The sequence below is a fragment of the Psychrobacter sp. ENNN9_III genome (assembly GCF_001462175.1).
In the GTDB taxonomy this organism is placed as follows: domain Bacteria; phylum Pseudomonadota; class Gammaproteobacteria; order Pseudomonadales; family Moraxellaceae; genus Psychrobacter.
In genome coordinates, this window is sequence record NZ_LNUO01000058.1 from 1 (window position 1) to 7474 (window position 7474).

Sequence of the window (7474 nt, forward strand, 5' to 3'; positions counted from 1 at the left end):
AAACCAGCTATTAATCAGCTGGTTTTTTATGTTTTAAAATTCACGGTTTATGACTGGTTTTAGCTTTTGGCAAACACGGGCAGGGGATCAAAGCTGACCTCTGAACGCGGCAGTCTTGCAACGTCTTGCATACGCCAGTCGTCTTTACCATCGTTACTTACTTGTAAATAGTACTTGGCTTTTACTGAATCAATATCTACTTTGGCACTATATTTATTTCCTTCTTGGTGTTCTAGCACCACATCTCGATCCTTTTTAACATCCGTTGCGTGCGATATGGAAAGCTCTAACGTATCAGGGTAGGTAAGTGGTTCACCATTCAACAGTTTACCCGTTTGTAAGCTTTGCTGCGGATAATCGAGATAAAAAGTGATGTCACCGTCTGAGGTAAATTTCATTTTGCCGCGTAAGTCTAGATCATAGGTCAGCTTATCGCGTGATACATCGTGATAAAGCGTCTTACCGTCCATATACCAATCATCACGTACCACACTGTCACGAATTTGATAAGAGTAATAAACAAACCAGAGGCAAGCGATAACCACAAAGGCTGGCATACCGATGACAAAGATGACTACCATGTAATTTTTATACCATGGCTGGCTATCTTGACGCTTAAAACTTGGCGTAGGAGTGGGTGTAGACATAAAATACCTATTAAATGTATGAGACGATCAATGTACTATTGCCTAGTTTGAGTGACCTAAATCTAGTCACTCAAGTATAGATTATACGTTATATTTCAAGTATTTACTGGCCTTGAGTCGTGAAAATGTTTTGTTTACTTACCTTGTACTGACCATCTTCACTTACTACGTTTAAAGTAATAGGCGTTTGACCAGACTCAACGACATCAGGGTCACCGTAAATGCTAACAGGCATATCAAAGCTTTCACCAGCTTCTAATGGCACATCGTTGAAACGCAGCTCTAAACTTAGACCATCTTGCGGCGCAAGCGATATTTTATAAGCATGAGGTTCTTGGGTTTTATTGGTCAGCTTCACAATGTAACTGTTTTCAATCATACCTTGGTTGGTCATAGAAGACAGCTGATTACGGTCACGACGTATATCAATCTCTAATGGCACGCGATCAGTTAATGCGTAAATAAGACCACCACATAACACAGCCAATAGAGTCAAATAAGCAAACAGACGCGGACGTAAGACACGGCTAGGCTCTTTTTCAGCCAGTTGCCTCTCAGTTGTATATCTGATAAGTCCTCGTGGATAGCCAACTTTGTCCATGACTTCATTACAAGCATCCACACATGCTGCACACTGAATACACGCGACTTGCAGACCGTCTCGAATATCAATACCAGTAGGGCATACTTGTACACACATTTGACATTCGATACAGTCACCTAGATGTTCTGGATTAGTCCCCTTTTTACGAGCGCCGCGAGGTTCACCGCGATCATAATCATAAGACACAATAAGGGTGTCTTTATCAAACATGACGCTCTGGAAACGACCATAAGGGCAAATCTGGACACACATCTGTTCACGCATGTAACCAGCATTAACATAAGTTGAAAAAGCAAATATAAATACTGAGACCCAAACCCACGTTGACCAATCAGGGAATGGCATAAAACCTATGAGCTGCCAGCTGCCATACAGATAGTCAGTTCCTGCTACATAACTAACAAAGGTAGTAGCAGTAATCATCGAAAAGACGAACCAGATAAAATATACCAAAAAGCGTTTGAAAGCTTTAGTCGCAGTCATGGGCGACTTATCAAACTTGATACGTTTATTGCGATCACCGATGACTATCTTTTCTACATATTGATAAAGATGTGTCCAAATGGTCTGTGGGCAAGCATAGCCGCACCACACCCGTCCAGCATAGACGGTCACCATAAATAGTGTAAAAGCGGCAATAAGAGCGAACGCAGCAATAAAGTAAAAGTCTTGCGTCAAAAACGTCATACCAAAAATATAGTAATGCTGAGATGGCACATCAAACCATATTGCTTGCCTACCGTTATAACGCAGCCAAGGCAAAATCAAAAACAACGCTAAAAATGCATACATGCTAATGACGCGAATATTTTGATAAAAACCTGTGACGAATCGGGGGTGTATACGATGCTTTGTCGCATCAAGATCTATTTGTTGTACTGGGATTTTATTGGGTTGTTGTGCTGACATAAACGTGCCTCTTTAAAAAAAGAATCAGTCTGCTGGCATGAGTAACAAACACCTATGAAAAAACAAGATGTAAATGCTTATAATGTTATCGATGTCAGTAAGTAAAAAGACAACCTATCGAATACGAATAAAAAGTAGGTTAACCTAATTACCAAATGAGCGACTATAAATAACTGGTTGGGATTGGATGAATACTATCTAAAACTATAACTGGCGTGCTGTTTATGAGCCTCGCTATTTTAGCATTTCCCTTACTCTAAATGGGGTAATAACCTCAAAAAACAATCATCATTATGGTAGAAACCATATGATTTATGAGAGTCTACGTAGGACACTAAGGTCTATAAGAAGACCTATAAATAAACGTTCAACCAAAAAAGGAGGACTGCAACGACAGTCCTCCTCTTTAAATAATATATCAACGACCATGATGCAGAAGCTAATAAGACAATCTTAATTAGTAGAAACTTCTACTGCTTCTGCTGTATTCGTATTAGGAGTAGTAGCCATAGCAGGTGACGCGTCAGACTGGACTTTTTGGTCAGATAATGAATAAACATATGCAGCAAGAAGCATAATGCGCTCGTTACCTAACTTAGTCTGCCATTCAGGCATAACACCAGCACGGCCATAACGCAATGTCTCTCGAATGGTTTCTCTATCACCACCATACAACCAAATATCATCAGTCAAGTTAGGGGCGCCAGTAGAAATCATACCTTTAGCATCTTCACCATGACATAGTACACAGTTAGTAGGCTCATTAAAGATAACCTTGCCCTGTGCAACCATCGTCTCATCAAGATCATAGCCTTCTTGGTTACCAGATATAGCCAACACATACTCAGAAACTGCCCGTATACCTTCTTCTCCAAGCTGATCACGCCAAGCTGCCATACCACCGACACGGCCGTTATGAAGCGTCGTCAAGATGTTCTCAGGGGCACCGCCATATAACCAATCATTATCAGTTAGATTAGGATAACCCACGGCACCTTTAGCGTTAGAACCATGACATACTGAACAGTTCTGTAAAAATAAGCGACTACCCACTTTTAAAGCATTTGGGTTTTCAGACAGTTTTTCTACGTAAGGAGCAAGCTCTGCTACCTTTTGATCAATCTGCGTCTGCAAATCTGCTGGTGGGTTTTCGCTACGACGCATGGTCGCTTGCATCTCAGCAAGTGTCGCTAATGTCGATGTAGCACCACTGGCGTCAGCTTTTGCCAAAATATTTTTTTCAAAATTATCAGTAAAAACTTTGTTGTTACTTTCAAGTTCGCTATTTAGCTCATTATGAGAGGTCCACGGTACAGTCTCACCATCAACTTCTACCGTTGCAATACCGTCCCATTTTGATGGAAAAATAGCGGGGAAAAACACCCAATAGGCAACTCCCCAAACGATTGAGCCAAAAAATATTACTAACCACCATTTAGGAAGTGGTTTATCGTATTCTCGAATGCCATCATAAGTGTGACCTGTCGTACCGTCTTCCTCAAGGTCTGGTCTATATTTTAATACAAATAATAAGACCCCAAGGATAAAAAGCCAACACCCAATACTTAATATGGTGATCCAAGAACTCCAAAAAAATGTCATCGTTCATCCTTATTGCGCTGCTCTTCAGACAAAGGTTCTTCAACCTCCTCATCAAGCGCAAGTTGTGCATCTTCTTCGAAGCGTTTTTTGTTTTTTGGCGAATACGCCCACCATGCAACGCCCAAAAAAGCGATAAAGGCAGAGACAGTCGCAATTGTTTGTAATTCACCAATACCCATTAGCGCTGTCCTTCCATCGCAGTACCCAACTGTTGAAGGTAGGCAACCAGAGCGTCAAGCTCAGTAGCACCTAAAACAGCATCAGGAGCACCTTCAATGTCTTCTTCAGTATAAGGTACGCCAAAACGATCGCGGAATAGACGCATCTTAGTTTGAACGTTCTCACCATTAACTTCATTGGTTGCAAGCCATGGGAAGCCTGGCATAACAGACTCTGGTACCAATGAACGCGGATCGATCAAATGCTGCTTTTGCCAATCCTCAGAGTAGCGTCCACCAACACGTGCCAAATCAGGTCCAGTACGTTTTGAGCCCCATAAAAATGGGTGATCCCACGTAGACTCAGCAGCGCGTGAATACGGTCCATAACGTTCAACTTCTGCACGTAGCGGACGAACCATCTGGGTATGACAGACGTGACAGCCTTCACGAATATAGATGTCACGACCTTCAAACTCTAGTGCCGTCCATGGTTCCATAGCGGGAAGGGGAGCATTGACCCCACCATCCTCGGGACTTTTATTATCATAAATCAATGGTACGATTTCAACTAGCGTTGCAAAGCTAATAGCAATAACGATACCGATGACCAACAAGCCTGTATTTTTTTCAATAATTTCATGCGGTGTACCAGCCATGATCGCTCCTTATACGTTAGCTGTCGATGGTTTTTCGACACTAGGTTCATGATCCGTTGGATCCGCGACATCTACAGGCTTACCTTCTGGCATCTTGAGTGTTTTATAGCAGTTATATGCCATGACAAACATACCCGATACATATAAGAAGCCACCAAAAGCACGACCAATATACGGGAAGTGTGAGAACTCAACCGTATCAACGAAACTATATACCAAAGTACCGTCAGGATTAGTCGCAAGCCACATCATGCCTTGACCGATGCCTGAGATCCACATAGATACGATGTAGAAGATAGTCCCTGCAGTCGCCAGCCAAAAGTGCGTGGTGATTAAGCTGATAGAGTACATCTTTGGTTTGTTATAAATACGAGGTAACAGTACGTATAGTGAACCAATGGTAATCATACCTACCCAGCCAAGCGCGCCTGAGTGTACGTGACCTACTGTCCAGTCAGTATTATGCGATAGCGCGTTCACCGTCTTAATAGACATCATTGGGCCTTCGAATGTCGACATTGCATAAAATGACAATGCAACAATCATAAAGCGAATGATCGGATCGGTACGCAACTTATCCCAACTACCTGATAGCGTTAGTACACCGTTGATCATACCACCCCAAGATGGCGCAAACAGAATGATAGAGAACACCATCGCAAGAGACTGCGTCCAATCTGGAAGCGCTGAATAATGCAAATGGTGACCACCAGCCCACATATATGACGCAATCAATGCCCAAAAGTGAACGATAGACAAACGATACGAGTAGATAGGACGACCAATCTGCACCGGAACGAAATAATACATCATTCCAAGGAAAGCCGCCGTCAAGTAAAAACCTACCGCATTATGACCGTACCACCATTGCACCATCGCATCAGTTGCACCGCCAAATAGAGAATATGACTTAAACGCACTAACAGGAATCGCCATGCTGTTTACGATATGTAGTAAGGCAATCGTAATAATAAAGGCGCCAAAGAACCAGTTAGCCACATAAATATGTGAGGTTTTACGTTTGATCAGCGTACCGAAGAATACAATGGCATAAGATATCCATACCAAAGCGATCAAAATATCGATAGGCCACTCAAGTTCTGCGTACTCTTTAGTAGAGGTCAAACCTAATGGTAGGGTAATAACCGCTGAGACGATAACCGCTTGCCAACCCCAAAAGGTAAACCAAGCTAGATAAGGTGCAAATAACCTTGTCTTACAAGTACGCTGAACAACATAATAAGAGGTTGCGAACAGGGCAGAGCCACCGAACGCAAAAATGACCGCGTTGGTATGTAGCGGTCTTAAACGACTAAAGGTCAGCCATGGAATGTCGAAGTTAAGTGCTGGCCAAGCCAACTGTGAAGCAATGAACACACCAAGACTCATGCCGACAATGCCCCACGTGACGGCCATAATCGTAAAAAATCTTACGACAGTAATTTCGTATTCACGGTCAACTGGGGCGACTGCTGTGTTTTGTAAACTCATTGGATGATTCCTTTACAGCCCGAATTATCAATAGAATTAACTAACTCTCCACGTTGCATATACGATAAAATATAACGAACGTGACACATGCTATTGTCCAACTAACCTATTACTGTAAGGGTTTATTAACTACTTTATAGAACTTTTCGCAGGGGATTGACTAGTAATAACAATACATAAGCAACAAGGCGTCATGATTACTATTCGGCGAGACTAAGGCAGTTAATACATCGTTACAGTTAATAAGAAAACAAGCCGACCTTAGGCATCAAACGTCTATTTTACAAAGTGTGAATGATAGAGGTATGCGAGCGGCGGCTGACAAAAACATATTGACGTAATGTTTAGTTAAAACTCCTGATTCTGTTTAAGGTATTGTAACGCAATCTTAATGAAATATCATCAGAACTATGCGTCAAAATACAAACTCTTTGGTAAACAATGTGGCTAACAACCTTCACTTATCACTGAGAAAATGGCTGTAAAACACCATGTTTATAATAAAAATGAATGGAACTATAATTTGGCGTTAATAGGTCAATAGTGTAACAACGTTGCCATTCAATAATGCTAAGTTCTACCATTTACCCTTATCAATACTATTAACCTATCTGTCGCTAACCATATGATTTAACTTATGATACGCTTATAAAGTGGATATGTTAAGAGAATTTTTTGAAGTTTATCGATGTTAAATAACGTGTAATCTATTGAGCTTAGCAAGCCGATAACTTATATATGACAACCGATTATTTAGGGTTGTCGGCGCTCATCATAACAAAAAACCTTGATATATCAATATAAAACGTAAGGATTTTTATTATGACTTTCATATAAGGCGATATTAGGTAAAAGACGTTAATTATGTTGATGAATGACTGTTTTAAACAAACATAGAGGTAGTAGAATTTGTTACAATTTGGCAAAAGCTCGTAGCTTTAGGTTTTACTTATTATAAAACCACGCCATAATGAGGCGCAGTAACATTGACCGTAATTTTTTAACGTATAAAGGATAATAATATGGCAGTTTTTTTAACGGACGCATGGTTTGAGCAAGTATCGCAGTTAGGGGATGAGGCTGGCGAGTTGAACTTACCACCGGCATTGGCAAACATGGTTATCAATTTAAAAGTCTCTGATGCTGAGCAAGATATCGAAGCCAGTTTTTCAGATGGGCTCCTTCACAAAGGTTTAAACGATGATGCTACCACGACACTATTACTTGATCGTGATACCTTACAATCTATCATCACAAATTTCGATATGAATGAGATTATGGGTGCTTTCATGAGTGGTAAAATTCGTGTCGAAGGTGATATGTCACAGTTAATGGCATTACAAACTGCCCGTCCAAGTACAGAGCAAAAAGAGCTATTTAAAAAAATTAAGTCTATGACTAAAT

7 protein-coding genes are annotated in these 7474 nt (G+C 41.0%); 1 reads left to right on the forward strand and 6 read right to left on the reverse strand.

The window, feature by feature from the left end; translation table 11 throughout:
• Positions 1 to 59 precede the first annotated feature (59 nt).
• From PENNN9_RS04165 to ccoN, 6 genes are all read right to left on the reverse strand, one after another.
• Complete coding sequence (locus PENNN9_RS04165; protein WP_058368476.1) at positions 60 to 647, reverse strand: FixH family protein; 588 nt, start codon at positions 645 to 647, stop codon at positions 60 to 62.
• A gap of 103 nt (positions 648 to 750) precedes the next feature.
• Entirely contained in the window at positions 751 to 2160 is a 1410-nt protein-coding gene (gene ccoG / locus PENNN9_RS04170) for a cytochrome c oxidase accessory protein CcoG (protein ID WP_058368477.1), read from the reverse strand.
• 453 nt (positions 2161 to 2613) lie between these two features.
• Positions 2614 to 3762: a cytochrome-c oxidase, cbb3-type subunit III gene (ccoP, locus tag PENNN9_RS04175; RefSeq protein WP_058368478.1), complete on the reverse strand. Its 1149-nt coding sequence runs from the start codon at positions 3760 to 3762 to the stop codon at positions 2614 to 2616.
• On the reverse strand, positions 3759 to 3941 hold the full coding sequence (locus tag PENNN9_RS04180; protein ID WP_058368479.1) for a CcoQ/FixQ family Cbb3-type cytochrome c oxidase assembly chaperone: 183 nt from the start codon (positions 3939 to 3941) through the stop codon (positions 3759 to 3761). Before PENNN9_RS04180 ends, ccoP begins: the two co-directional genes overlap by 4 nt.
• Entirely contained in the window at positions 3941 to 4579 is a 639-nt protein-coding gene (gene ccoO, locus PENNN9_RS04185; RefSeq protein WP_058368480.1) for a cytochrome-c oxidase, cbb3-type subunit II, read from the reverse strand. Before ccoO ends, PENNN9_RS04180 begins: the two co-directional genes overlap by 1 nt.
• 9 nt (positions 4580 to 4588) lie before the next feature.
• On the reverse strand, positions 4589 to 6070 hold the full coding sequence (gene ccoN / locus PENNN9_RS04190; RefSeq protein ID WP_058368481.1) for a cytochrome-c oxidase, cbb3-type subunit I: 1482 nt from the start codon (positions 6068 to 6070) through the stop codon (positions 4589 to 4591).
• Positions 6071 to 7092: 1022 nt separating this feature from the next.
• On the opposite strand from ccoN, the gene PENNN9_RS04195 reads away from it, so the two are divergent.
• A partial coding sequence (locus tag PENNN9_RS04195) for an SCP2 sterol-binding domain-containing protein (protein WP_058368482.1) occupies positions 7093 to 7474 on the forward strand: 382 nt, incomplete at its 3' end.